Origin of the sequence: Burkholderia sp. AU45251, assembly GCF_030482905.1 — a bacterium.
Lineage (GTDB): Bacteria > Pseudomonadota > Gammaproteobacteria > Burkholderiales > Burkholderiaceae > Burkholderia > Burkholderia aenigmatica.
The window spans coordinates 368,048-393,447 of record NZ_JAUJQH010000002.1 but is presented as its reverse complement, the minus strand read 5'-3'; the positions used below and the strand labels follow the sequence as shown (position 1 = coordinate 393,447).

23 protein-coding genes are annotated in these 25,400 nt (G+C 61.5%); 15 read left to right on the top strand and 8 right to left on the bottom strand.

Features of this window, described 5'->3' with window-relative positions:
- Window positions 1–7: 7 nt before the first annotated feature.
- Window positions 8–913: an EAL domain-containing protein gene (locus QZM67_RS08495; RefSeq protein WP_301801824.1), complete on the bottom strand. Its 906-nt coding sequence runs from the start codon at window positions 911–913 to the stop codon at window positions 8–10.
- A 553-nt stretch (window positions 914–1,466) separates the two neighbouring features.
- Between QZM67_RS08495 and QZM67_RS08490 the strand changes: the two genes are divergently transcribed.
- The 8 genes from QZM67_RS08490 (at window position 1,467) to QZM67_RS08455 (ending at window position 9,203) form a co-directional block, all read left to right on the top strand.
- The gene (locus tag QZM67_RS08490) at window positions 1,467–1,964 is read left to right on the top strand and encodes a CS1 type fimbrial major subunit (RefSeq protein WP_301801823.1); all 498 of its coding nucleotides are present in this window, start codon (window positions 1,467–1,469) and stop codon (window positions 1,962–1,964) included.
- Between the two features lie 441 nt (window positions 1,965–2,405).
- Window positions 2,406–4,556, top strand: a complete 2,151-nt coding sequence (locus tag QZM67_RS08485; protein ID WP_301802202.1) for a TcfC E-set like domain-containing protein — start codon at window positions 2,406–2,408, stop codon at window positions 4,554–4,556.
- A gap of 22 nt (window positions 4,557–4,578) precedes the next feature.
- Entirely contained in the window at window positions 4,579–5,268 is a 690-nt protein-coding gene (locus tag QZM67_RS08480) for a pilus assembly protein (protein WP_301801822.1), read from the top strand.
- On the top strand, window positions 5,256–5,732 hold the full coding sequence (locus QZM67_RS08475; RefSeq protein WP_301801821.1) for a hypothetical protein: 477 nt from the start codon (window positions 5,256–5,258) through the stop codon (window positions 5,730–5,732). The genes QZM67_RS08480 and QZM67_RS08475 overlap by 13 nt, the downstream gene beginning before the upstream one ends.
- A 14-nt stretch (window positions 5,733–5,746) precedes the next feature.
- Entirely contained in the window at window positions 5,747–6,787 is a 1,041-nt protein-coding gene (locus QZM67_RS08470; protein WP_301801819.1) for a hypothetical protein, read from the top strand.
- Window positions 6,788–6,926: 139 nt separating this feature from the next.
- On the top strand, window positions 6,927–7,976 hold the full coding sequence (locus QZM67_RS08465) for a hypothetical protein (RefSeq protein WP_301801817.1): 1,050 nt from the start codon (window positions 6,927–6,929) through the stop codon (window positions 7,974–7,976).
- A gap of 32 nt (window positions 7,977–8,008) precedes the next feature.
- Window positions 8,009–8,545 (top strand): hypothetical protein, encoded by a 537-nt coding sequence (locus tag QZM67_RS08460; protein WP_301801815.1) that lies wholly within the window; start codon window positions 8,009–8,011, stop codon window positions 8,543–8,545.
- Between the two features lies 1 nt (window position 8,546).
- Window positions 8,547–9,203, top strand: coding sequence for a hypothetical protein (locus tag QZM67_RS08455; protein ID WP_301801812.1), 657 nt, complete (start codon window positions 8,547–8,549; stop codon window positions 9,201–9,203).
- A gap of 384 nt (window positions 9,204–9,587) precedes the next feature.
- Here QZM67_RS08455 and QZM67_RS08450 read toward each other — a convergent pair whose 3' ends face one another.
- A complete protein-coding gene (locus tag QZM67_RS08450; protein WP_301801810.1) occupies window positions 9,588–10,430 on the bottom strand; it encodes a hypothetical protein in 843 nt (280 codons plus the stop codon).
- A 337-nt stretch (window positions 10,431–10,767) separates the two neighbouring features.
- Here QZM67_RS08450 and QZM67_RS08445 point away from each other — a divergent pair, with 337 nt between their 5' ends.
- The 4 genes from QZM67_RS08445 (at window position 10,768) to QZM67_RS08430 (ending at window position 14,164) form a co-directional block, all read left to right on the top strand.
- Complete coding sequence (locus QZM67_RS08445) at window positions 10,768–11,052, top strand: hypothetical protein (protein ID WP_301801808.1); 285 nt, start codon at window positions 10,768–10,770, stop codon at window positions 11,050–11,052.
- Window positions 11,053–11,243: 191 nt separating this feature from the next.
- Window positions 11,244–11,507, top strand: coding sequence for a hypothetical protein (locus QZM67_RS08440; protein WP_301801806.1), 264 nt, complete (start codon window positions 11,244–11,246; stop codon window positions 11,505–11,507).
- A gap of 413 nt (window positions 11,508–11,920) precedes the next feature.
- Complete coding sequence (locus QZM67_RS08435; RefSeq protein ID WP_043183771.1) at window positions 11,921–12,235, top strand: hypothetical protein; 315 nt, start codon at window positions 11,921–11,923, stop codon at window positions 12,233–12,235.
- 558 nt (window positions 12,236–12,793) lie between these two features.
- The gene (locus QZM67_RS08430) at window positions 12,794–14,164 is read left to right on the top strand and encodes an MFS transporter (protein WP_301801802.1); all 1,371 of its coding nucleotides are present in this window, start codon (window positions 12,794–12,796) and stop codon (window positions 14,162–14,164) included.
- Window positions 14,165–14,474: 310 nt separating this feature from the next.
- Here the strand turns inward: QZM67_RS08430 and QZM67_RS08425 are convergent, their stop codons facing one another.
- Window positions 14,475–14,663 (bottom strand): hypothetical protein, encoded by a 189-nt coding sequence (locus tag QZM67_RS08425; protein WP_043183775.1) that lies wholly within the window; start codon window positions 14,661–14,663, stop codon window positions 14,475–14,477.
- A gap of 135 nt (window positions 14,664–14,798) precedes the next feature.
- Window positions 14,799–14,930, bottom strand: coding sequence for a hypothetical protein (locus tag QZM67_RS08420; RefSeq protein ID WP_301801800.1), 132 nt, complete (start codon window positions 14,928–14,930; stop codon window positions 14,799–14,801).
- A gap of 119 nt (window positions 14,931–15,049) precedes the next feature.
- Here QZM67_RS08420 and QZM67_RS08415 point away from each other — a divergent pair, with 119 nt between their 5' ends.
- Both QZM67_RS08415 and QZM67_RS08410 read left to right on the top strand, forming a co-directional pair.
- Window positions 15,050–17,161 carry a radical SAM protein gene (locus QZM67_RS08415; RefSeq protein WP_301801799.1) on the top strand — a complete coding sequence of 704 codons (2,112 nt, stop codon included), beginning with the start codon at window positions 15,050–15,052 and terminating at the stop codon, window positions 17,159–17,161.
- Between the two features lie 108 nt (window positions 17,162–17,269).
- Window positions 17,270–17,809, top strand: coding sequence for a DUF4303 domain-containing protein (locus QZM67_RS08410; RefSeq protein ID WP_175025996.1), 540 nt, complete (start codon window positions 17,270–17,272; stop codon window positions 17,807–17,809).
- A 194-nt stretch (window positions 17,810–18,003) separates the two neighbouring features.
- Here the strand turns inward: QZM67_RS08410 and QZM67_RS08405 are convergent, their stop codons facing one another.
- Together QZM67_RS08405 and QZM67_RS08400 are read right to left on the bottom strand one after the other, a co-directional pair.
- Window positions 18,004–20,334: a bifunctional diguanylate cyclase/phosphodiesterase gene (locus QZM67_RS08405; protein WP_301801797.1), complete on the bottom strand. Its 2,331-nt coding sequence runs from the start codon at window positions 20,332–20,334 to the stop codon at window positions 18,004–18,006.
- A 53-nt stretch (window positions 20,335–20,387) separates the two neighbouring features.
- The gene (locus QZM67_RS08400; RefSeq protein WP_301801795.1) at window positions 20,388–22,439 is read right to left on the bottom strand and encodes a bifunctional diguanylate cyclase/phosphodiesterase; all 2,052 of its coding nucleotides are present in this window, start codon (window positions 22,437–22,439) and stop codon (window positions 20,388–20,390) included.
- 154 nt (window positions 22,440–22,593) lie between these two features.
- Here QZM67_RS08400 and QZM67_RS08395 point away from each other — a divergent pair, with 154 nt between their 5' ends.
- Window positions 22,594–22,800 carry a hypothetical protein gene (locus QZM67_RS08395; protein ID WP_301801793.1) on the top strand — a complete coding sequence of 69 codons (207 nt, stop codon included), beginning with the start codon at window positions 22,594–22,596 and terminating at the stop codon, window positions 22,798–22,800.
- Window positions 22,801–22,900: 100 nt separating this feature from the next.
- Here the strand turns inward: QZM67_RS08395 and QZM67_RS08390 are convergent, their stop codons facing one another.
- Window positions 22,901–23,152: a hypothetical protein gene (locus tag QZM67_RS08390; protein WP_301801791.1), complete on the bottom strand. Its 252-nt coding sequence runs from the start codon at window positions 23,150–23,152 to the stop codon at window positions 22,901–22,903.
- 109 nt (window positions 23,153–23,261) lie between these two features.
- Window positions 23,262–24,959 (bottom strand): M4 family metallopeptidase, encoded by a 1,698-nt coding sequence (locus tag QZM67_RS08385; RefSeq protein ID WP_301801788.1) that lies wholly within the window; start codon window positions 24,957–24,959, stop codon window positions 23,262–23,264.
- Window positions 24,960–25,400: the final 441 nt, after the last annotated feature.

The following is a 25,400-nucleotide window of genomic DNA, read 5'->3' as shown; positions in this document are numbered from 1 at the left end:
GCGTGTGTCAGCTGGCCAATAAGCTGGCCGATAGAGCGGTCGTATCGTCGCGACGCAGGTGTGCCACAAGTTTGTCGTGCGGCAATGGAGGTGCCAGCAAGAAGCCTTGGCCCACCTCGCACCCCATGTCGATCAGGCACCGGCGCTGTGTGTCCGTTTCGATCCCCTCGGCGACCAGTTCGATGCCCAGCTCGCGCGCCAGGGATAGCGCTGCCCGCACCACGGCGCGACTCGTGCTGCTATGGTCGAGTGCGCGGACGAAGACGGCGTCCAGCTTCAACTGACTGAATGGATACCGGCACAGGCGAGCTAGCGACGAATGGCCCTGACCCAGGTCGTCCATGGCCAGGCCACAGCCCATGCTGCGCAGCCGCTCCATGTTCGCAAGGAGCGGGGCAAGTTGCGCGGGTGCAAGCCCAGGGCCGCTCTCGATCACTTCGAACGTGAGTCCTGCCGCCGGCAAACCGGTCTTCGCCAACGCCTCGCGAATGTCGTCAACGAAGGTCGCGCCCGCGATCTGGCCGAGCTGGACGTTGAATGCAAGGCGAACGGGCGGCGCCCGTCTCATCATCAATTCCTGCTGCAAGGCGAGACCTTGTTCGAACATCCGTGCGAACAGCCGTGCCAACAGTGCGTCGGCGTGGCGATGAGCCTCCAGCAACGGCAGGAAGCTGACGGGTGTCAGCAGCCCCAACCGAGGATGGGGCCAGCGTGCCAGGACTTCGGCACCACAAATGCAACCGTCCAGCAGACGGAAGATGGGCTGGTAGTAAGGGCTGAACGCGTTGCTGGCGAGGCCTTGATCGATTTCGCCGGAGGTTGGCCCAGGAAGCGAATGGTGATGCGCGATCCGGATGTCGCTGTCGGGAGGGGGAGAGTTTTGCACGGCGAGGCAATGTCCAAAAGAGAACATGATCCGTGGACTCAGCGTCCCACTGCCATGAGACACATCCTAAATTGGACGGGAAATATCTCAATTCGATTCAGATAAATCTGATCGAACCCGTCTGGCGGAAAGCAGGGTGGTGGATGGCTGTGAGCCGGCAGCCGCTTTCGTTGCCCCCCGCTACCGATCACATCGGGAACCTCACTCAGAAGTGCCCGCCCTCATTGCGGCCCAGACTTTCCATGGCAGATCACACCCGAAGCGCGTCGTCTTACCTTGCGCATCTTCCCGTGTCCCATGCATATCAACTCCGCATATCAGATACATCGGCGCTGCAATCAGATTAGTCTCATTTCGCATTTTCACCTCACCTCCGATAATGACGGCAAATAATAGAATTAAATAAAATAACAATATTTACCAGTCGAGAAATGGGCCGACCGGGAAATTGCCCCTCATGGCAAGCCGGATTAAAGGCGGACAAATTATTTCGTCTTGTTTTGTTATCGGAGGGATTGAAGAAATACTTTAAGTTCACGCTTTCTTGTTTTTTACAATTAATTTTTCGGGGTTTTAAAAAATGAATGCAACCAAAATCGTTCTGGCGCTGTGCATGGGCGCCACTCTCGTCGGTGCGGCCCACGCCGATCCGGTATCGAAGACGATCACGCTGACCGCGCAAATCAACGACGCCATTTTCGTCTCGAAGCCGGACGGTTCGACCTGGTACTCGACGGAAGAACTGAATGCCGATGACTACCACCAGAACCATTTCAGCAAGACGCTGCAGGTCCGTGTCTATTCGACGAAGGCGGATTTCAATGTCTCGCTCGCTCAGCCGCTGCAAATGACGAGCGGCAAGCACATGATGCTCAACCCGTCGGTCGTGCTGGGCGACAAGGATTTCTCGAAAGGCACCGCCAAAGTCACGCAGACGACCCCGGGCGCCGACGCCGGTACGTTCGACCAGACGTATGACCTGAAAATCGGTGTCGATAGCCCGACGGTGCCCGCCGGCGAAAGCCGCAACGGCAGCTACAGCGGCGACCTCGTGATGCTGTTCGAGCCGACGCCGTAACGGATGTGTCGTATCGGCGCTTTTCTCGCAGAAGCGCCGATACGGGCTGGCGGGTTCACGCCGCACCGACGGCCGGCTGTTTCGATGCGTCTGGTCGTCTGACACCCGATCCGTTGTTTGTGCACGGCTATCCCGGACAACCTGGTGCCGGATAGTCGTGCCTGCGATGTCGCCATTTCAAGAAAAGTCTTCCGAGGATTATCGGTTTCGACACGTCGGCGTGTGACTTGAACACTCGACCGGCGCCTCGTCTCGCGTTTCTTATTCATTTCAATTTAAAAAATATAATTTATCGTCCGGGGAATTCGTAGCGTGGCCTCTTGTCAAGCTCCATTCAAGTTTAATCCGATGTGGTTAAGCTTGGCTGCAATCCTTTCGTCGCACGCTTTGGCGGAAGTCAAGGTAACGTATGGCGTCCCCGACGGATTCAATGCCGTCGAAATGGATGGCAGCGCGAATTTCGTCGGGACGTTCAATGGCAAAACGCTGCCCGGGTTCATCCGCTACTCGTCGACGGAAGCCGCGCTTGATTTCGATTCCGTCAAATACGCCGCGAACGGTATTTCACCCGACGACGTCAATACGATCCGGCGGGTCATTTCCAGGATTGACTACAAACAATGCAGCAACGGCTGCGACGTCGAGATCGACGGCTACTACGTTTCAGTCGACAAGCTGAGGCGATCGATTTCGATCCGCGACTCGCGGGACGATTATCTCGAACCGGCCACGACGCTGGGCATCGTCCACAACCAGTCGGTGGACTTCCGCGCGTCCACCAACGGTTATCGCTCGCTCAATGTGAACGGCGCGAGCTGGGTCGGCCTGCCGTCGCGCAGCTTCGGCTACGTCAACTGGTATGCGAACCACACCGATTCGCGTGGCGCCGGCAGCGGCATGGCGGACGTATCGACGTATTACCTGCAGAAGAATTTCGCCGGCACCTACATCCGGGCCGGCCGCCAGGACAACATCGACTACACGTCGGGATCGGTCAGCACGCTGCTCTCGCCGAGTTTCGACCAGTTTGTCACCATCGGCAGCCAGGGCAACCTGCAGGGCGAACGCAATGCGGGCTCGTTGATTCTCTACGCGAGCGCGGAAGGCAATTACGAGTTCTATCGCAACGGCCGGCTGATCATGAGGCGGCCCGCTGTTCTCGGCCGCAACGAAATCAGCTTTGCCGATCTTCCCGGCGGCTATTACCCGGTCGAGATTCGCCTGGTCGATCGCAACGGCAATGTGATTCGATCCGAAACCCGCGATGTCAACAACGTCAACTTCGCCGCCGCGGGGGGCGGCAATATGTGGCGTATCACCGCCGGCCGGGAAATGGGCGAGGGCGGTGCGCTGCTGGAAGGCGCACTGAGCCACAATTTCAAGCAGTTCTACCTGAATGCCTCCGTGCTCGCCGGTCATGGCGGGAACTGGGCGTTCGAGGCCAATGCGACACGGCCCATGAAACTGGGCGCACTCGACCTCACGCCGACGATCGGCGTGCTCGGCGGGGAGCGAGCGGTCGGCGGCTACGCCAACCTCTCGATGGCAAGCGACATGCTCGGCAACCTGGCGGCCAGCGTCTACCTGCGCAATGACGTATCGCGGCTCTATCGGGGTACGCCAAGCACCAGCGTGTCCTACAGCCGCAATGTGGGGCGGGGGATGACCGTCGGCTACAACTTCCGCAAGTCGGATTTCGGCACGACGCAACAGCTCGAGTTTCGCTCGAACTATCGGCCGAACGGATTGTGGACCACCTATGCGCTCGGGGTTCAGAAAGGCAGCTTTACCCGCAACGACAACGGGTTCGGCGTGTATTTCAACATGACCATCATGCTCGAGAAGACCCAGGCGAGCTTCAACGTGGCCAATGCCGGCGGACAGTTGCAGGTGAGCGGCGATTACCGCAAGGATTTCCAGGACAGCTTCGGCACGACGAGCGTCGGGGTCACGGGCAGCCGCGTCGCGTCGAATTACGCGGTGAACGCGTACGCGAGCCGCTCCGGGACCCGCGGCGACGCGACATTGAACCTGGGGCAGGACAACACGGCCGGCAACCTCGCCTTCAACTATCGCGGCATGGTCGCCGCGAACCAGGACGGGATTGCCTTCGGCCGCTACAGCGGAAGCGGCAGCGCGATGCTGTTGACCACGCCGGACCTGCCCGGCACGCACTACGGTTTCATGGTCGAAGGGAGTCCTGTCGGCGGCAACAGCCGGTATGCGGTTCCGCTCAATGCCTATAGCGACGTGCCGTTCGCGCGCGTGCTGAGCAGCAGCGAGCAATTCGACATGAACGTCGAAGTACCGGCGAACATCGTGCGAGCCCACCCAGGGCAGGTGTATTCGGCCAAGGCGAGGGTCGACATCAACATGATCTACAGCGGATTCCTCAAGGATACCGAAGGAAAGCCGGTCAGCGGCAAGATCGTCGAGACCGGCGACACGGTCCATCGAAACGGCCTGTTCTCCATCGTCAGCAAGAAGCTGCTCGGCCGCATCACGGTCGACGGAAACGGGCGCCAGTACGCGTGCGACCTGAAGACGGAGGCGGGCAACGACTTCCCCTGCAAGCCGCTTGATATCCAGTGATTCGAAAAAACGAACGGACGACATGCATTTCAAACCCAAACACACCGCGATCATCCTGGCAGGGCTGCTGCTCACGGCTGCCCTGCAGGCCCGGGCCGAAGGCGAACTCATGGTCATGCCGGCCACGACCCGCGTTTTCCACCACTACGATCAAAAGGTCACGGTGAAGAACGCGGGTGACGCGCCGCTCTATCTGTCCATCTTCTTGCAGAAGGTCATGAACCCCGGCATCCGGCCGGAAAAGAAGGTCGACCTGGGCGAACTCGATCATCCGGGCGTGCTCGCGAGCCCGGACAAGGTGACGCTGGGCCCCAACCAGACGCGTGAGATCACGCTCACCTCGTTGGCGGAACCGGAAAGCGAAGCGGTATACCGGCTTTACGTCGTGCCGGTCAGGTCACTGAAAGTGGTCGATGCGCCAAAAGACAAGATTACCGCGCCGATGTCGGTCTCCATCGGCTATGGCGTGCTGGTTCATCACATGCCTCCGCCCGGCAAGCAGCGCTCGGGCTGGACCCATCGTTGCGAGCAGCACGGGCTGACACTGGAGAACACCGGCAACGTGCGCGAAGCGTTCACGGATGTCTCCTGGCAAAACGGGCAGCCGCCGCGATCCGTGTCCTTGTATCCCGGAACGCCGCAGCACTTCGATACCACGCGCATGACGCTGAGCGTAGACGGCAAGCCCCAGACGCTGGAATGCCCGCAATGACGCGCTGGCAGCGATGGGTGCCGGGCCTGCTCGTCGCACTGGGCTGCACGACCAGCATGGCCGCGGGCGTGCTGAAGCTGTCGCGCACCGAACTGACGCTGGAACCCGGCAAGCCGCGCGGCGAGTTGATCGTCGAAAACGTCGGGGACACGTCGCTGTACCTCGACGTGCTGCAGGAATGGGTGGCCAATCCGGGGCAGATGCCCGAGCGCCGGGTACCGGTCGGCAACGTCGCGTCGCCCGGGTTGCTGATCGTTCCCGATCGTCTCGCGCTGTCCCCGGGGCAGAAGTACCGGATGACGCTGAAGGAACTCCATACGCCGCCACACACGCAGGTGTGGCGCGTGACGTTTCGGCCCAGAGAGCGCATCAGCATCGACGCACCACCGACAGGCGATATGCCCGCTCCGGTGTTCATCACCGTGGGTTACGGCGTCGTGATTTATCAGCTGAGTGGAAATTAGACGAGGGAAAAACGATGGGTTACGCGTTTGGCAAAAAATGGAGCGTCGTGCCGTGGGGCAGGCTCGTGCTGCTGTTGTTGCTCCTGATACGGTCGGCATGCGCAAGCGCGTGGGTTCTCGAAACGGGCCCCGTGAGCAACGGCTACAGCCAGTGCTCGTGGACCGATAACGGCAACGGAACCGTCACGCTCGGCGTGACGATCGGTTTCAACCAGGCTTCATCCAAGGATGTGGCCACCTCTGGCAATGGCGGGAATGCCTATTTTTACTCGCGAGGGATACAGATCTATCTCTACGATAAAAACGGAAACATTCAATCGAGCAGTCTGGCGGCCAGTTCCGTGACGATGAACGGAGTAAAGTATGGCACCGCATCGCAACCCGGTAACTACGCGATCTACGAGAATCTGAATCAGGCTCCGTGGACGGACGGACGCCCGTTCACTGCGAACGTGACGGTAACGATATCCAAGACGAGAATTGGCGATTGGCCAGGCGTCTCCATTCGCGCAGCAAACTACACAAGCGGCAATGACGTTGGCGAAATCACGGGGGCAGCCTATGTCACGACAGACAGGACTGGGGGATGCACGTATCTCGATCCAACCGTAAAGCCCCCGCCGCCACCACCGCTGGACACGCTCGTGCTCAAGGTGACTGCGCCAGACTGGGACCTCGGTGAACTGCCGCGCGGCGACAGCCAGAAAATGTTCACCGATCCTGCGAGCCTGCTTTGTTTTGAAACCATGGGCGCGGCCGATGGTATCGATACCGTGCGGTTCGTCATCAGAGCGGATAACCAAAACGGCAAGGTCGGCGTCAACTATCTGTTAAAAAACGCGGCCGATGCTACCCAGGCGGTGCCGTACTGGATCAAGCTGTCCAACGCCGCTACAGGCACCGCGACGATGTTGCCGAACGACAGCAGTATCTCGGTCCCGCTCATCGCTGGGCGAAATTGCTTCATCCCAACCTTCTCGACGTCAGTAGGCAATGACGTAAAGGGCGGCAATTACAGTGATGTTCTGACATTCACGGTCGTTACAAAATCATAGGATTCCGTATGAAACAACGCATGGCAAATCGCGTGCTGATCGCGGCGTCGCAGGCCATATACCCGCGCCGGTGTTCATCACCGTGGGTTACGGCATCGTGATTTAGCAGCTCAGTGGAAATTAAGCGAGGGGAAAACCTATGGATCGCACTTGTGACAGCGTCGTGTCATGGGGCAAGCTGGTGCTGTTGTTGCTCGTCATAAGGTCGGCTTCCGCAGACGTGGGGCATATGGGCGTTGCCCATGTAAGCAGCGGATACAGTCAGTGCTCGTGGAAAGACAACGGCGACGGCACCGTCACTGTTGGCGTGACGATTAACTATGACTATATGCCTAACATCAACGGAACGGGAGGGCCAATGGTTTTCCAGGCACGAGGGGTAATGTTCTATTCCTATGACAAAACAGGAACCCCGAAACAGAACACTTTTGTGGCCGATTCCGTTTGGTTGAACGGGGTGGGATCTACCAACAGGGAGTCAACCCTCCCAGAGTATGCGATATATACGAATCGACAGTTCCCCCCGACGTCTCTCCCCAAGACGCCTTGGGTAGAGTGGCGCCCATTTGCTGCGACCGTGACGGCCAGAATACAGAAGGCGAAAATCGCCGAATGGCCAGCCGTGTCCATCCGCGCGGCAGACGTCACAAACGAGTTTGACATAGCTGAAATCACAGGGGGCGCGTATGTCAGTGCAGATACGACTGGAGGGTGCACGCTTATAGCGGATCCAATCGTCACCCCGCCACCGCCACGGCCGCAGATCGAGCTCACGGTGACGGCGCCCGACTGGAACCTGGGTGAGTTGCCGCGTGGCAACAACGAGAAAGTGTTTACCGCTCCCGCGGAGCAGCTTTGTTTTAGAACAACCAACGTGCTCGGGGATATCAATATCAAGAATGCGCGAGTCGTTATCGATGCACATAACGAAAACGGCCGGGTCGGCAACCGCTATCTGCTCAAGAATCTGGCAGACACCACGCAGACGGTGCCGTACGGGATCACCTTAACCAGAGCCGACATGGTGGCCCCCCCTACGATGCTGCCGAACGACAGCAGTACCTCGGTTCCACTCGGCGACGGACCAAGCAATTGTTTTATCCCAACCTTCTCGACGTCCGTGAGTGATGACGTCAAGGCCGGCAGCTACAGTGATGTGCTGACATTCACGGTCATTACAAAATCGTAGGATTCCGTATGAAATATTACTTGGCGAAGTGCGTGCTGATCGCGTCGGCCTTGCTCCCCCTCGTGGCGGCGTCGCAGGTCAATCCGCTGGTCATTTTGTACGGCAAGACCTCAAGCACGATCACGGCGACCGTTGCGTCACGCGACACGTTCGAGGTAACGGACAACCAGGGCGGGTGGTTCGGCGACGGACAGCTGAAAATGCAGCAGGCCGGCGCCCGGAATTCGCCCTACGAGGTGGCGGCCGGGTTGCGCGTGACCTCGTCCAGCGGTACGTTTCAGGTTCGCATGGATACGCCGCTGCAGATTCTCAATCAGGCGAACGGCAGTCTGGCGTTTCAGCCGCCGACCGTCACGCTGGCGGGGGCAAACGGCGCACCGATACCGCTCGCGGTCGGCCAAAGCAAGCCGTTCACGAACCCCGCGCCGAGCGCCCCCAATACCGATTCGATCGGCTATTACACACTGAAGGTATCTGCTCTACCGCCGGCCGGCGATTTCAAGAGCACCGTCGGCATCTACAGCGGTGTTCTGTCGCTCACGTTCGAACCGGTGGTGAAGGGGCCGTGATATGTCTCACGCTACGATCGGTGTGAGGGCGCTCGCGATAGCGATCGCATGCCTGTCGATGCCGCTGCCGGTTGCGGGCGCGATCGATCTGATACCGAAGGAGGCGGTCGTTCGCGACCGAACCGTGTTTGCCCGGGTGGTCAACAATGGCTGGCACCCGGAGTATGTCGAGATTTCGCTGTCGCGCCTGCTCAACCCCGGTGTTCCCCTGAAGGACGAAAGGCTGGAGGAGGTCGGCGATAGCGCGCATCCGGCGCTGTACGCATTTCCATTCCGGTTTAGTCTCGCGCCCGGGCAGACCAAAACCATCACGTTGAAACCCTTGCGCCCGGTCGCATCGGAAACCGTGTATCGGCTGAACGTGAAGCCGGTGGTCAGGATGCAGGCAGAGCGGACGACTGCGACCGCCGGCAGTGTTGTGATCAGCGTGGGATTCAGCGGACTCGTTCGCCAGATGCCGGAAAACGAACGCGAGGCACTGTCCGTGACGTGCACGGCGCCCGGTGCGGCGCGCCTCACGGCAACAGGCACGGTACGGTTCACGGTGAAGGGGGCGACCGTGGATGGTCAGCCGGTTGAGGACTTCAATGTGTATCCCGGCTTGCCGCTGCCTTTGAACGGGCGAGTCGTGGCGATTCCCGGCCATTCAGCTTGTTGACCGCTGCCAGGGTCTGCTTACATTTTCACTGGTTGTTTGGTCATCCATACGGTCTGTCGGGGTGACTATTCGACCGCAATTTCTTTGCATGGCTGAAAAGATGAATTCGGTTTGAGCTTGTATTGATGATCTGGCCAGTGACCCTGGCCCGCAAAACTGTCCCAGTTGAAAGTGGAAAATTCTGGCATGACGTCGTCATCGAAATCAGTAGTCGGCAAGCGGCTGATTCAAAAAGAGAATGATATGGGGCCGCAAGTGAGCCCCGCTACAGCCCCAGGTGTCCGTAACGGGAGAACGGCACAAAAATCAAAGACACCTCTGCGGTACGTGTGATGTCGTGGCAACCGGGCGCGCCGTGTTCCGATGCACGCCCGTTCGCGTGCATCAGGCGGTGAAAATCCGGCGTTGATAGTCGAGGATCAGCCGGTCGATGTCATGACCGGTACGCCGCGGCTGGCTTTTCGGCTCGAGCCAGATCCATCGCATCATCCGGTAACGCGCCTCGACGCACATCAGCCATGCGTCCCAGTCCGACCAGTGGCGCAGCAACGGGATGTTGCGAATGTCCCGCAAGCCGTCGCGAATCTCGTACACGTGGAAATGCTCGCCGGCGCGCTGGCTCAATTCGTCGAACGCGCGTGCGGCTTGCTCCGGGTCGGCAAGCAGGAAATCGTGGATTTCGATGATGACCTGGCTGCCGGAAAGCTGTTCCAGCAGCGCATTGTCGAACAGCTCGAACTCCGCACCCTCGATATCGCACAGGATGACCCGTTCGGCCGGATCGCCGCCGTGCTCCGCCAGGATGACGGGCAGGTTGCGATCGGCCTGGCCGAACACGGCGACCCGGTCCGCCAGCCCCATCTCCGCGGCCCGATGCTGGATGGCCTGGCGGCGCTGCTCGTCCATTTCAAAACACACGCTGCGGGCGAAGACGTTGTTCCGAACCAGGCCGATGCCGAAAATCCCGTCGGCGGCCCCCAGGTCGACCAGCACCTTTTCGGGCGATCCGAGCGCTTCGAGAATCGCGCAAACGGCGATCTCGTAGGTGCCGAGCAGGTAGCCGCCCACCGCGACTTCCGCCCAATGGCTGACGCCGATGGGTAGGCCCCGGAGGATGCCGTACTGGACGATCGAGCCTGTCTGCTCACGCAGTAACTGCGTCAGGTAATGCAGACGAAGGTTCGCGGCCTGAATCGAACTTTGGCTGAAGTACTGCGCGTGGTCCATTTTTCTCGGTCTCCCGGGGTGAAGAGGCGCGTCGGAAATACGGCGATGACGGGGTGTCGTCTGTCGATGCGACGCGTGTTGCTTTGCATTGCCTGGGAGGAGAATATAACGTGCTTGTTACGGCGGGAGGCGAGAGCGGTTGGCGGCTGACGTGGCATCGGTCGCGGACTCGAGAAGAGATGGATGTCCCGGCCTCCCTGAAAGACACCGCTGGGGATCGTGACGATTTCACTCATCAACCAAGTGTTTGGGTAAGCCAGAATGGATACGATGGAATTTTGGCGCCATTCGCCCGCCACTCGTGTGGTACCGATCCAATTTCATTTGGAGGATTCCAATGATTGAACTCGAGCAATACTACGGAGGAAACGAATCCTGGGAAAGGTTCTCAAGTTTATTTTCCAAATACATCGATCTCCCGGAAGTCAAGGAGTTGGCTGCCGATCTCAACGGCCACATTGATCTTGCTTATACAATCTATTGGGTGGCCGGCCCGAAATCGGCCAAAAAATGGATCGATTCGAATGTGCCGGCACTCGACGGAATTCGACCTGTCGATTGCGTCAACGATCCAGACCTTGTCAAGCGTCTGCGCGAGTGCCTGATGCGCATGCCTAGTTGAGTGGTGAAATGCATTTGAGCACTGGGGCCCATGAAACCGTTCGGGTGTGTAAGTTCGTCAGAGGGATCGTGCTTCGAGATTTCAGGTGCCCGTCACATGAATAGAGTTTCGATTCTTAATGATAAATTGCGGGCATAATATCCCCATTTAAATGCACAGAAAATCAAATTGACACCAGCTGAAGCGTACGCATGAAATTCAATGATATTTATTTCTCCTCGGAAGATAGATACTCGATAGGAGTTGAACTTGACTCAGGCGTGCACTATCTATCGATTCCAGTTAGCAATGGCACGATTGATTACGAGGAATATTATGAAATAACCGAATCCCAATTGAAGAATTTTCTCGAAGACAAAATACTTGCCAATGACTTCGCGAATAAATGCAGGAGTCAAATTATGGATGATTTTCTGATAATCAAACCTGGAGCAGATCGTGGAGTGCCATCCTGATGGGGATGAAATATGCTTTACCACCATCGCGAACAAGAGTCCGAACGGATCGCCTCGACCTGACGAGGATAGTGTGGAGGATCACTCGCCATGAAAAACATGATCCATGTTCACCACCTAGAATTTAGAGTCTCCTTGTTCGTGAGCAAACATTTGTGGGGGCGTCGGCAGCGCCAAAACATGATTTGACATAATACCTATGATCAACATTTTTAACGGGGTTGATACCTATCACTCTTGCGCCGCACCAGACTTAACTCTGAAGCGAACGAGTCGGACTCGTGGCCAGGAGATCTACGAGGATCGCCGCTGGTAGACTGCCTCGCAGCGCCGAGGCCATCGCACACCATGGCCGATTTTCGGTGGATCCTCGCGCGGCGTTAGAATAGCGCCCCTTCTCATAGGAGACGAAAATGTCCTGGTTCGTTTATGAAGTGCCTGAATACCATGAAGATGCTGCGCGCATCGAGCCCTTCAGCGACCTGCGTAGCCGCGTGCTGAAAGCCGGCGACCCGGCCATGGCCGACGAACTGGAAAGCGTTCGCGAGAACGCCGCCGCGACTGCGGATACGCCCGAGCGCCCGCTGCGCAGTCCGGAAAATCCGCATGTTTTTCCGATTCCTTACGCCGAATCCATGATCCTGGTTGGGTTCATCTTCGATCTGAAACGCGAATTCCGGCAACTGGTCGTGTCACCCGTGGAAATGCCCTGGCTCAAAGACGCGTAAATGGTGGTCGGAGCGGACGCCGACGGGAAAGTTGCTCCTGGTCTGGAGCCGGGTCCGAATATCCCGTGCACGCTTTCGGATATACATGCGTCGCGTTCGAACCGCGCGTCGGACTGAATCAAGCTGCAAGGCTGTTAAAACAGGGGCGGCGGCCGTGGATCTCGCGGGGTACCGAGACGCGTTCGACATCTTTCCCTACACGTTGCATCCAGGTTACGTTTTACGAGCAAAGTTGAAATTGTCGTAGCCCGAGGGTTTGAGTACATGCTGGCAGCGATTCGGGCCGTCTGAGCGCAGCGCGAACCGTAACGGCGTCAGGTGCGGTCGTCGAACGATCCGCGAAATCCCCGCTCGGCATCTACATGCGTCCAGTTCGAACATCACGCCAACCCGATCGTTTCCGCGTCGAATGACAATTAAATATCATATTATGATATTTAAGGATCGCTGAACAAAAGATCGGAACGCCGTGGTAGCCATTCTCAGCGCCCGCTTGCCGGAACCTGTCGCGGGGCGTATGGTTGATTTCTCTATCGCCCTTTTCCGGGAGATATCAAAATGGCTGCCATGCAATCCGCGGCCACGCCCCTCTCCGACGAGGAAGCCCGGCGCCAGTTACACCGCGCCGTCATCGCCAGCACGATTGGCACCACGATCGAATGGTATGACTTCTTCCTCTACAGCACGGTCACCGGCCTGGTCTTCGCAAAGCTGTATTTCCCGCAATCCCACCCGCTCGTCGGCACGCTGCAGGCGTTCCTGATCTATGCCGTCGGCTTTGTCGCACGGCCGGTCGGCGCGGCGATCTTCGGCCATTACGGCGACCGCATCGGACGCAAGGCCACCCTGATCGTGACCCTGTTGCTGATGGGGCTCGCCACGTTCGCCGTGGCCTTCGTTCCGACCTACGCCGCGATCGGCATCTGGGGCGCCGTTATCCTCACGATCCTGCGCTTCATCCAGGGCGTCGGCGTGGGTGGCGAATGGGGCGGCTCGGTCCTGATGTCGATGGAGTGGGCGCGCACCAATACGCATCGCGGTTTCGTCGCGTCGTGGCCGCAGTTCGGCGTGCCTGCGGGATTGTTCCTCGCCAACCTTGCCGTGCTGGCCATGAGCTGGCTTTCCGGCAACGCGTTCCTCACGTGGGGCTGGCGCGTGCCGTTTTTCCTCAGCATCGTGCTGGTTGCGATCGGGCTCTATATCCGCCTGAATATTCTCGAGACGCCGATCTTCGCGAAGCTGCTGGCCGAGCATCGGATCGAGAGGACGCCGATGCTCGAAGTGCTGCGCAAGCAGCCGAGGGATATCGTGCTGTCGGCGTTTGCGCGGATGGCCGAACAGGCGCCGTTCTATATCTATACGGCGTTCGTGTTCACTTACGGGATCACGGCGCTGGGCGTCACGCGCGAACTGCTGCTGGCGGCGGTGCTGGTCGCATCCGTGGTCGAGTTCTTCACCATTCCGCTGTTCGGGCACGTGTCGGATCTGATCGGGCGGCGGAAGATGTACATCATCGGTGCGGCTGCCGTCGGCGTGTTCGGATTCATCTACTTCGCGATGGTCGATAGCCGGAATCCGGTATGGATCTTCGCGGCCATCGTGTTGTCGCTGGTCCCGCATTCGATGATGTATGGGCCGCAGGCTGCATTGATTGCCGAGTCATTCACGGGGCGGTTGCGGTATAGCGGCGCGTCGATGGGTTATCAGCTCGCGTCGGTCATTGCCGGTGGCCCTGCACCGCTGATCGCAACGGCGCTTTTTGCCTACTACCACTCGGGCTATGCGATCGCGGCGTACGTGCTGGTGTGTGCGGTGCTGAGCGTGGTCGCCGCATCGAAGCTCGGCGACTATACGAACAAGGATATTTCGCGGGAATACGACGACGCTCGGGGCTTGGGGGATCATGGGCACGCGCCGCCGGTGACTTGACGAATTAGCCAGCTCAGGCAGGCAATGACGACCGCAGCCGCGATCCCATCGCGTCACGGGCGCATCGAGGCACCTTCGGTAGGCCGGTAAGCAGGGCTGGGCCGCGCCGCGAGACGGCGCCGGGCGACGCAAAACATCGAGCAGCCCAGTCCGGAACAGGTCCGACGACGGGGCGCGATAGGCGTGCTGCGCCGTTCGTGATTCCGCACCCGCCGTCCGGCGGTCGCCGAATCACATGGCTCGAAATGGGGGAAGCCGCCGGACGGTGAGAGCGCTGCTGTCGCGCAGCGGTTCGCCCGGCGTAACCGGCTTATCGCTCGCTGACCTTCGCGCGCGGCAGCCATTCCGCCACGGCGCCTTGCGTACCCTTCAGATGGGCGGGAGTCGCGTCCTGAACGTGCGCGTCGAAGCGGCGTGCCGCCTCGGTGTCGAGATGCCGGCCGTCGAACGTCGACTGGCGACGGGAAATCATGTTGATGCGAAGACGTTTTGCCGCCATGGTCGGTATTCCTTGAAAAAACAGCCCTCGCCAACTGGCGAAGTGCCATAGATTTACGTGAGAAAGATGTCGCTGCGATGACGCGGTGCGCAACGCAAATCCCTCGCCCTCACCTCTTTCCTCCGGCAATCCCCGTCAAGCATCCACCCATATCCTCAACAGGTTGCGATACGCGCCGGTAAGCCGCAGAACCGACTTCCCGCCCACGCCCTGCTGAGTCAATCGCTGGGTCGAAGCACCCCTACTGCGGCCGCGCTTGTCGGCCACCGACTACGCCGTGATAATTTCCTTTTCGCGCATAATGCGCTCAAGGAAAATACAGCAGTTTCCCACAGCGACACCGGATTCACGTTGACCGTGGACAAAAATAATTGAGGGCCTCGCCGATGCCGGATTCCACTGGTTTTGATCGCAATGCATTCAGGGAATATCCACTGGATGGCGCACTGCTGCGCTTTCACCCCGCGACAGGAACGCACATCCGGATCGAGCATCCGGCGACCCGCCACTTGCGGCGCCTCGCCCCTCGAGTCGCCATGTTCGGGATTACGAACAAGTGCAATCTGACTTGCGATTTTTGCTCGCGCGACGTGCGACGCGATAGCGCCTGGTCCGTCCAGTCGGCCGCCGACGTCCTTCGCGGCCTGAGCGCAGCGGGAACGCTGGAAGTCGCCTTTGGCGGCGGAGAGCCGTTCGCGTTCCGCGGATTCGCCGAGTTGATCGACATCCTCCATGACACCACGCCGCTTGCACTGAACGTCACGACCAACGGAACGCTGATCCGGCGCAACACGTTTGCGCCCTACGCCGGCCGTTTCGGCCAGGTCCGCGTCTCGCTCTACGACGAGGTGCGCTGGCGCGACGCGGGCACGGTCCTGTCGGAATTCGGACAAAGATGGGGGGCCAACCTGATCGTCGACGACACCGTGCTGCCGGGGCTTCCCGCGCGGCTGGCCGAACTGGCCGCGCTGGGTTGCGAGGATGTCTCGTTGTTGTCTTACATCGGCCCCGATCTGCGCAGGCACCTTTCGCCACGGGGACGGGCACAGCTTGCGGCGATCGTTCAGGACTCGCCGCTTGCGTGCCGACTGTCCGTGTGCTTTGGCGACGCGGTTCCGGTCCCAAGATTGTTCGATGGAGCCGATGGAAGCGGCGACTGCGGCGCCGGTCTGGACTTCGTTTCCATCACACCTGACCAACGCATGCAGGGCTGTTCGTTCCATGATGGCGGCCTGCCCGCGACCAGTGCGGAGGAAATCCTGCACGGGTGGCGGAATGAGCGTGCGCGCCTCGAGCAGCCAAGCGCACGGCGCGGTTGCGCACGTCGCAACGCAAGCGCCAGTCGAACCCGGTCCACGCCATCGGTCAGCGTGTGGCAGGCATTCTCCGGCAACAATAGCGGCGAATGCGTGATGGTCGCAAAGTTCGAGACCATCGCGGATGCGGACGCCTACCTCGCGCAACTGCTGCCGTCATGGGCACCCGATGCCGAGTACTCATCCGAGTGGAAGCGCCTGTTCAACGAAGAAGCGGTGGCGGGCCCGCAATTGTCCGGCGGTGGATCGCCTCGCGAGCTGGCGGCGATCGGTCGCTCGGTGATCGCGACGGGATACGACGCAGAAGACCTGTTTCCGGAGTTGCGCGCCCTGGCCTGGAAGAAAGGCGCATACGTGGTGCCTGACGGCGTCCACGCTCATCACGTATTCCTGCTGGCGGCGGTGCGTGCGTCAAGCGCAGATGACGCACGCACCCTGGCCAGCCTGACGCCCCATCCGGCCGCCAGGACCTGGCTGCATGGCGATGTCATCCTCGTCACGCTCGAATTGCAGGGGGATAGCGTGCCGGGTGAGCTTGTCGAGACTCGGCAATGGCTCACCGCCTTTGCGGCCGGCCGGCAGCTCGCCGCCGAGCTTGTGTTTGAGGACATGGATGATGCGGCCATGCTGTCCGTGTTGAAGCGGCTCGGTACGGAGATCGGCAAAACGCCACGGCTTGCGTTGCATTTCGGATGGCGTGATAAATCCGGCGAGCGAGCGGCTCGATTCGCGCAAATGATCGAAGACGGCCAGACCAACATCGCAGGCAAATGTGTCTTGGTATCGGGCCTCGAGCGGCGAAAGCGGCTCGCTGTGCTCGCCTATCGGCAGGGTGCGCATGTCCGCGCCATCGACGGATCGGAAGTGCGTGTCAGCGCCTATCTTTCCGTGCCTGATGTCAGGCCTCAACCGGGCCGGCGCGCAATACCCGGCGAGATTGATATTGGCCGGGTTCGCGAAGCACTCCGCCAACGGTTCCCGGGCGGTATACGCATTGATGTCAAGGCGGGATATCGCCGAGGCATGGCGTTCGTGGACATCGTCACCGCGGACCCTGCATACGCTTTCGCGCAACTCGAGCAGCTTGCCGCGTTGTTCGATGCCACGCTCTCCCTCTGGGTTCACGAGGTCGATCCGCTGGCATTTGCGGTTCGACGCGTGATCGCGGACGTCCGTGCCTGATCTGCCGCGCAACATGGCGGGTCGCCGGACCGATGTCCTGCAGATTGAACACGTCCATGCGATGTCCCTGGCTAAACACCTTAACGATACGGCGAGGTCAAGAAGAACATGCATCCTGAATTCGCGCGCGAGATTGCCGACGCGGCGAGCGTGACCTATCGAGCGCTTCTTGCCGCACATCCGGACGAACATTTTTATGCGTTCGCCCTCTACACCGACAGTGGCGCAATGACCGTCGTACCGGCCGCCAATTCCGAGGAAGGATTGAAGCGGGTTCGCGAACGGATGGAGATCGGCGACGACGAGAAGGCGCCGGAGTTCACCTGGGCAACCGGCGAATGGGCGTATGAATCTGCCGAGGCTGATTCGTTCAATCCGCTCTGCGAGCGATTGGCCGATACGGTGCTGGGTCCGGAGATTCCTGAAGCGAAGTTCGGCGAGTTTTTCAGGGATCTTCAGCGCGACATGATCGAGGCGCTCCGGCTGCTCGACCAGGAAGGATTGTTCGGAACGGGTGCGGCGCGCGAGAAGATCACGCTGTTCGTCACGATCAGCGATGACAACGGCGCCGAGGCACTGGAGAACGAATCCGCCAAGATCCTGAACCCGCCCGCCGTCTTCGATCGTTTCATCAACCGGTACGCGTAGCGGCGAAAAAGCCGCCACCGAGCATTCGAGGCGCGGCATGCGCCGATGCCAAGGGTCGTTCACTGATCGGCAGACTGCGCGAGTTCGTCGATTTCACAGACGACATCTCGTCGACCACGTGGCGATGGCGCCGGCCGATCCACGGCATGCTGGGGCAAGTGCCCTACCCGCTTCAGCGGGCGCGCATGCTGCACTCACGCCCGCGTGGTCGTGGCCTGCTCGGCCAGCGCGGCCCGCTCGATCCAGCGGATGGCCGGCGCATCGTGCTCGCCCGGCACGGGCCTGCCGATCAGGAAGCCCTGCACTTCACGGCAGCCGGCATCCGTGATGCACGCCAGTTGCTCCTCCGTCTCGACGCCTTCCGCGACGGTCGTCACGCCGAGGCGCTTGCCGAGATCGGCCACCGCGCGCACGACGGCCGCGCAGTCCGGGCGCGTGACCGCATCGCGCACGAAGCTGCCGTCGATCTTGATCTTGTCGAACGGAAACGCGCGCAGATGCGCGAGCGACGAGAAGCCCGTGCCGAAGTCATCGAGGGCGACGCGCACGCCCATCGAACGCAGCGCACGCAAGTCCGCGATCGCCTTCCCCTCGTCATGCAGCAGCGCGGTTTCCGTCACCTCGATTTCCAGCCGGTCGGGCGCGAGGCCCGCGCCGGCCAGCGCCGCCGCAAAGGCCGGCACGATCGTGCCGTGGCCGAGCTGCCCCGCCGACACGTTGACAGCAACGCGCGCGCCGTCCGGCCAGCGTGCCGCCTCCCGGCAGGCCTGGTCGAGCACGAATCGGCCGAGCCGGTCGATCAGGCCGCCGCGTTCGGCCACCGGAATGAAGCGGCCCGGCGAAATCCACCCGGCGTGCGGGTGATGCCAGCGCAGCAGCGCCTCGCGGGCGGTGATGCGGCGGGTCCGGGCATCGACGATCGGCTGGTAGAACACGTACAGCCCCTGGTTCTCGTCCAGCGCGAAACGCAGCTTCGATTCGAGCGCGATCCGCTCCTGCGCGCTCGTTTCCATGTCCGGCGAGAACATCCGGTACGTGCCCTTCCCGGCTTTCTTGGCCGCATAGAGCGCCATGTCCGCGCGTGACAGCAGCACGCCCGCATCGTTGCCGTGATGCGGCGCCAGCACGCAGCCGATTGACGCGCCGATGCGGAACTGCCGGTCGGGCGACGGCGCATAGGGGGCGGCGAGCGAGTCGACGAGCCGCGCGGCCGCGCCCATCGCGCCGTCCGCGTCAGTGTCGCGCAGCAGCACCGCGAATTCGTCGCCGCCGATGCGCCCGAGCATCATCCCCGGCTCGGGGCACTGCCCGCGCAGGCGTTCCGCGACCTGGCGCAGCACCTCGTCGCCCGCCGAATGCCCGCGGGCGTCGTTGATCAACTTGAAGCCGTCGAGGTCGATGAAGAGCAGCCCGAGCACCCTGTCCGAGCGGCGCAGGCTGGCGTCGAATTCGGCCAGGAAGGTCGCACGGTTCGGCAGGCCGGTGAGCGAATCGTGATGCGCGAGCTGGTGGATGCGCGCCTCCGCTTCGGCCTGCTGCGTGACGATCGACCACGACAGCATCGGGCCGATGTAGCGCCCCTGGGCGTCGCGCACGGCCGAGACCTGGATGTCGAGCACTTCCGGCCCGAGCCCGATGCGGGCGCGATGCGGCAGGTTCGCCGGATCGGCAAGCAGGCGGCGCTGGTGCTGCGGGTGCGGGTGGAAGAAGTCGATCGGCGCGCCGAGCGCATCGTCCGCACTGATCGGCAGCAGGTGCTCGATCGAGCGCAGCAGGTTGCGCGACGTCGCGTTCAGGTAGTTGATGCGGAACGTCTCCGGGTCGGCCGTCATCACGGCCACTGGCATGTCGTCGATCATCCGCATCAGCCGCATCTGCGCCTGCTCGCGCATCCGCGATTCGGCCTGGGCATCGACGGTACGCAGGAAGCCCCGGTAGTTGACCGAGATCACGGCGATCAGCGCCGCCGACACGAAGGCCATGTTGACCGCGGTGGCGACGAGCGTCGGCTGGCGCGTCGAGAGGAAGAACGCGATGAACGCGACGTTGACGATCACGGCCACGCTCAGCGCGGCCGTGCGCAGATACATCAGGCTGAAGATGCAGCCGATCACCGTGATCGCCATGTAGAACGCGACCTGGGCCTTTTGCCATGCGTCGCCGTACGGGAACAGCAGCAGCGCCCAGGCGGTGAACGTCACCGCGATCGGGATCACCAGCCAGTTCGTGACCGTGAGCGCGCGCAGCACGGCGTCCGGCGTCGGTTCCAGCAGCCGGGCACGGCGCCAGTGCAGCAGCCGCGCGAGCGACGCGAGCGTCATCGCGGCCGGCATCGCGACCGACAGCCACCACGGCGTGCTGCCCAGGTGCGTGACGGCGAGGCTCCAGGTGCTCGAGATGAGGATCAGGTACATCACCGGAAGCTGGCCGGCGAATACCCGGAATTGCGCCGCGAGCAGGTCCGGGTTCCGGGCCGGCGTCGCGATGCTTGCCAGTCTTGCGATCCGCGCGTAGTGGATTTTCATGTGAGCCTGCATGCTGCAACCCGGGTTCGGGTTGTCGTGTCCGGCGGCGCCGGTTACCCGCACGGGTCCGGCTCCATATCGGCCTTGACGGCCGATTCAGCCGCGGCAACCGGCGCACCGGCGCGGTTGCCGCCAGTCAGCGCGAGCTGCCCACTGCCGACGATCTCATTGAGTGGCGCGGGCCTGCCGAGCAGGAAGCCCTGCGCTTCGTCGCAGCCTTCGTTCGCCAGCAACGCGAGCTGGTCGCGCGTTTCGATGCCTTCGGCCAGGATCGGAATGCCGAGGCTCTTGCCGAGCGCGAGCACGGCGCGGATGATCGCGCGATCCTGCGGTTTCGCCTCCGCGTCGGCGACGAACGACTGGTCGAGCTTGATGCGGTCGAACGGGAACGAGCGCAACGTGTCGAGCGACGAATAGCCGGTACCGAAATCGTCGAGCGCGATGCTCACGCCCAGCGCCTTGATCTGCCGCAGTGTGTCCAGCGCGCGCTCGCGGCCGGCGAAGATCGTCGATTCGGTCAGCTCCAGCTGCAGGCGCGACGCCGGTAGGCCGGTTTCTTCGAGCACGTTGGCCACGAGCGCCGTCAGGTCCGCGTGCATGAACTGAACGGCCGATACGTTCACCGCGACGGCATAGGGCGGCTCCCACGTGGCCGCTCGCGTGCATGCCTCGCGTAGCACCCATTCGCCGATGTCCAGGATCACGCCGTTCTCCTCGGCGAGCGGAATGAACTCGGCGGGCGGAATCGTGCCGAGCGTCGCGTGCTGCCAGCGCAGCAGCGCTTCGTAGCCGCGAATCTCGCCGGTCGTGAGCGAAGTCTGCACCTGATAGTGGATGCTCAGCTGGTTGTCGGCCACCGCGCGGCGCAGGTCGGCCGCGAGGCTGCGGCGCGCGCGGACGATCAGGTCCATCGCCGGCTCGTAGAAGCAGACCGTTTGCGCGATGCTGCCCTTGGCGCGGTACATCGCGAGGTCCGCGTTGTTGATGAGGATGGCCTTGGTGGCGGCGTCGTCCGGGAAGATCGCGACGCCGAAGCTCGCGCCCGGCACGACCTCGTAGTCGTCCAGCCTGACCGGCTTGTAGAGCGCCGGCTCGAGCCGCTCGAGCAGATCCATCAGGCGCGTGCCGTCGTCCATCCGGCAAAGCGCCGCGAATTCGTCGCCGCCGATGCGCGCGACGAATTCGCCGTCGCGCAGCAGGTTCGTCATGCGCCGCGCGAGGATGCGCAGCACCTCGTCGCCGGCGTGGTGGCCGCGCAGATCGTTGATTTCCTTGAAGCGGTTCAGGTCGATGCCGATCAGCGCGAGCTTCGTGCCGTGTTCCTGCGCGAGCCCGATTTCGAGATCCAGCCGTTCGTTGAAGCTGGCCCGATTCGGCAGGCCGGTCAGCATGTCGCTCAGCGCCAGCCGGCGCAGGTGTTCGAGCGATTCGGCCCGCACGTTGCTGTCGATCACGTAGCTCACGAGCCCCGTGCAGACGATCACGAGCGACATGCCCGCGACCGCCAGCGCCAGCGGGCGCAGCGCGCTCATGTCGGTCCAGGTGCCGTCGAGCGTCAGCGGCGTGATGCGTAGCGCGGTCATCCCGGTGAAATGCAGCGCAAGGATCGCGAGCGACAGCACGCCTGCCATCTGGTTGACTGCGTGCGGCGAAGGCCGCATCGCGAGGTGCAGCGCGAGCGCCGCGAGGGTCATCGCCAGGAGCACCGACGCGATCAGGTAGCCGACGTCCCACGACACGATGCCCTCCACTCGCCACGCGAGCATGCCGGTGTAGTGCATCAGCACGATCGCCATGCCGACGATCGCGCCGCCGAGCGCGGGCGCAGCCTTGACGGTGCGACAGGTTGTCAGCGCGAAGCCGATCGTGCTGCCGCCGACCGCGATGAACAGCGACACGAGCGTAAGCGGCAGATTGAAGTGCACGGGCGCGCCGGCGTCGAAACCGAGCATCGCGATGAAGTGCGTGCACCAGATCGCCACGCCGGCCGAAATGGCCGTCAGCACCTGCCAGCCGAGCCGCTGCGTGCCGGACGTGTTCACCGTGCGCTGGAACAGGCGCGCGGTGACCCACGAGCCGGATCCGCACAACAGGGCGGCAAGCAATACCAGCCAGTGATTATGCCGATGAACGATGCACCCGAGAACTGTCGCCAAAACCTTCCTTCCCCTATCCGTCGCATGGGCTGATGCTGTTCCCGGTCGAAGCCGCGAGGCGATGCCGCTTCGATCGGGCGCGCCTTCCAGATATCGGCATCTGATGAATAAACTGAACGCCGCGCGGCTGCGCGCAAACGATTTCCTGGAAGATATTTTTTTGTGGAAAAAGTGCCGGAACGTGGCTGGATGGGGCATCGACGGATCGGCTGAGGGCTTGCCGATCACCCTGGTGGTGCAGGTGATGGATCACATGCGGTGGAGTTCCGCCTTGGTTCACCGTCAGCTTTTTGGGGGGCATCGCGGATGACCGGGGAGCGCGGTGCGGATCTTGAAGAAGATGTGTTGCTCGTCGCGGCGCCAGCGCCCTGCTGCTTCTCTTCCGAACTTCTACGTCGAGTGACGGCAAATCAATGAAACATGCGACGTCTGAATCCCGGGATGAGATTGATGACGGCGGCGAATTTGGCATGCCCATGCTTCGGCGCATCATCGGCCGATTTCGGATAAGCGCGATCGGTGATGGGCGCGCATCGGCGCGCAGATGGCTGCCGGCGCAACCGTGTCGGCATGCGGCGCCGATGAACGGGATAAGTGGCGGACGTCATGAAAGCAGCGTTCCAAAGGTCGACCGCCTGCAATCGCAGGCGGTCGATCAACATCTGCCCGTCATTCGCCTGAGCGTCGCGTGGCCTCGATCGGCACTCCTTGCTCCGACACGAAATACCACCACGCGATCATCGGGCATTCAACGCCCTCACACCGACGCGATCAATTCACCCCGACCGCACTCCACGCGCGAGCGACCGTTGCGCTTTCGGCCGAGTTCGCGCCGTACAGGTCGTTCGCCGCCTGGATCGATGCACGACGTGCGTTCGGGTAGCTGGAGTTGGCATTCAGATACACGGTCAGCGTCCGGTACCAGATCTTGCCGGCCTTTTCGCGGCCCAGGCCGCTGAAGGTCGTGTCGCCGTTGCAGACCAGCTGCGCCTTCGTCAGACCGGTATCGGTCGACGGCACCGTCGGGCCTTCCGCCAGCAAGTAGAACAGGTGGTTGCCGACGCCCGACGTGAAATGCGGATCGTGGCGCGGATTCGACCACGAGAATCCGCCGGACGGGTAACAGCTGAACGACCGGCCATCGAGATCCTGCTTGTACATCTTGCGCAGGCCGCCGCTCACCACGCGCGCACCGATCACGTAGTTGCCGGGATCGTTCGGATTGTTGGCGTAGTACTTCACGAGCGTGCCGAAGATGTCCGACGTCGACTCGTTCAGGCCACCGGCGTCGCCCGAATAGTTCAGGTTGGCCGTGGCCTCGGTCACGCCGTGGCTCATCTCGTGCCCGGCGACGTCGACCGACACGACAGGTTTCGGCAGGCTGGTGCCGGGTTGGCCGTCACCGTACACCATCACGTGCGAGGAGAGCCATGCCGCGTTCGCGCCGGTCGTGCCGCTGCCGGTATTGAATACAACGTGTGCATAGCTCTTCACGCCGCGGCCGTCGTTGAAGATGCCGTTGCGGTTGTGCGCCGTCTTGTAGTAGTCCCAAGTGAGCGCGAGCCCATAATCGATGTCGGCGGCGACCGTCTGCCGGTCGGTGGTCGTGTTGTTGCCCCACACGTTCGTGCTGCTCGTGAAGATCGGCAGGTCGGTCGCCTGCTCGACATCGTCCGAGGTCAGGCCGCGGCCGTCGTAGACCGAACCGGCGCCGCGACTCGGATCGAGCATCCGGTACGCGTTCATGCCCGTCTGGTCCGTGGTAAGCGTCAGGTCGCCGTAGTACAGCGAGCGGCCGGTGCCGGTCGCGGCGGCGGTCTTGATCAGGTCCTGTGCGTCGAGCACGGCGCCGGTGCGCGCGTCGACGTAGTACAGCACCGCATCGCCGTGCGCATCGGTTGCCTTGCCGTATACGCGCACGGCGTAGGCCAACGTCGGGTTGACGTCGCGTGCGAACACGACGAGCTCCGCGTCATCGACGCGGCGCACGTCCGAGTTGAACCGAGCGGCCGCGATGCGCTTGACCTTGGCCGCGCCAACGTCGGGTGCGTTGCGTACCACGGAGCGGTTTCCGACCTTGCCGATCGTGCCGGAGAGATTGATCGGCGCGAGCTGGGTCACGCTCGCCTGCTTCAACTGCCCCTTGCTCGAATGGACGACAACGTCGCCGCCGATTACCGGCAGCCCCGCGTAAAAGCGGTCGAAACGCACGTGCTCGGTGCCGTCGGGATCGACGATCACGTCGCGTACCTGGAACTGATCGCCGTCCGTCGGCGCGCCGGCCTGTGGCCCCGCGAACTTCAACGTGCGGGCTGCGCCACCGACTGCGAGACTGAAGGCGGACGGGTTCTGCTGGATCAGTTGCAGTGCCTTGTCGACCGTGGCCGACTGGTCGCCGGCTTGGGCAAAAGCACTGAGACTCGCGACGGTAATCGCGGTGATGGACAGCAGACGAGACAGTTTCTTCATGTAATCCCCCGGGTTATAAGTGGGTGATGTTCGAGGAATGCATCAAGGTCAGACTTTCAAGACATGTCACGAACAGCAGAGGGATCCTAGAAGGTCATTTTTATAATTACAAGATATTTTCTGTTAGATTAATTTTTACCTTCATCGAAGTTAATCGAGTCATGTTTTGGTGATGAATTTGAAATGATCTCGTCGGCCGAGGTGGCGGAATCGGCGACGTTGCATTGGCTGGATTTGCGGGGCGAGCCCCGTGTTACCTAGGGGAGGCAGCGTGTGACGCGAGTCGAGCAGGACGGACGATGTAAAACCGGAGTAAAGCGGCAGATGCTAATTGCTTTATTAAATATTGATTTTGATTGTTGCCATTCCGGGCGCGTCGGTGCGATTTTTCACGGCGATACGATTCTCGCTTTTGATGACGATGCCTTTTAATTCGTAGCG